This is a genomic window from Streptosporangium nanhuense, from assembly GCF_059358815.1.
The window spans coordinates 1-884 of the sequence record NZ_JCADBG010000119.1 but is presented as its reverse complement, the minus strand read 5'-3'; the positions used below and the strand labels follow the sequence as shown (position 1 = coordinate 884).

1 protein-coding gene is annotated in these 884 nt (G+C 66.0%); it reads left to right on the top strand.

Annotation, left to right across the window (positions count from 1 at the left end):
* Window positions 1-884 (top strand): non-reducing end alpha-L-arabinofuranosidase family hydrolase (locus tag AC5L38_RS44270; RefSeq protein ID WP_495248832.1); only part of this gene is annotated, 884 nt, incomplete at both ends.

Here is an 884-nt window from a genome sequence, read left to right as displayed (position 1 = left end):
CCGACGCCGGATCCGGGCGGCACCTGCAACCTTCCCTCGACGTACCGCTGGACCTCGTCCGGCGTGCTGGCCAACCCCAAGTCGGGCTGGGTCTCGCTCAAGGACTTCACCGTCGCCCCCTACAACGGCCAGCAGCTGGTCTACGCCACCACCCACGACTTCGGCAGCAGCTGGGGGTCGATGAACTTCGGCCTGTTCACCAACTACTCGCAGATGGCCTCGGCCAGCCAGAACACCATGTCCTCCGGCACGGTCGCCCCCAGCCTGTTCTACTTCGCCCCCAAGAACATCTGGGTGCTCGCCTACCAGTGGGGCGGACCCGCCTTCTCCTACCGCACCTCCACCAACCCCACCAACCCCAACGGCTGGTCGGCCCCCCAGACCCTCTTCTCCGGCAGCATCAGCGGCTCCGCCACCGGACCCATCGACCAGGCCGTCATCGGCGACAGCACGAACATGTACCTGTTCTTCGCCGGCGACAACGGCAAGATCTACCGGGCCAGCATGCCCATCGGCAACTTCCCCGGCAGCTTCGGCTCCACCTCCACCGTCATCATGAGCGACACCACCAACAACCTCTTCGAAGCCGTCCAGGTCTACAAACTGGCCAACCAGAACCGCTACCTCATGATCGTCGAAGCCATCGGCTCCCAGGGACGCTACTTCCGCTCCTTCACCGCCACCAGCCTCGGCGGCACCTGGACCCCCCAGGCCGCCACCCAGTCCAACCCGTTCGCCGGCAAGGTCAACAGCGGCGCCACCTGGACCAACGACATCAGCCACGGTGAGCTGCTGCGCACCAACGCCGACCAGACCATGACCGTCGACCCCTGCAACCTCCAGCTCCTCTACCAGGGCCGCAACCCCAACTCCGACGGCGTCGA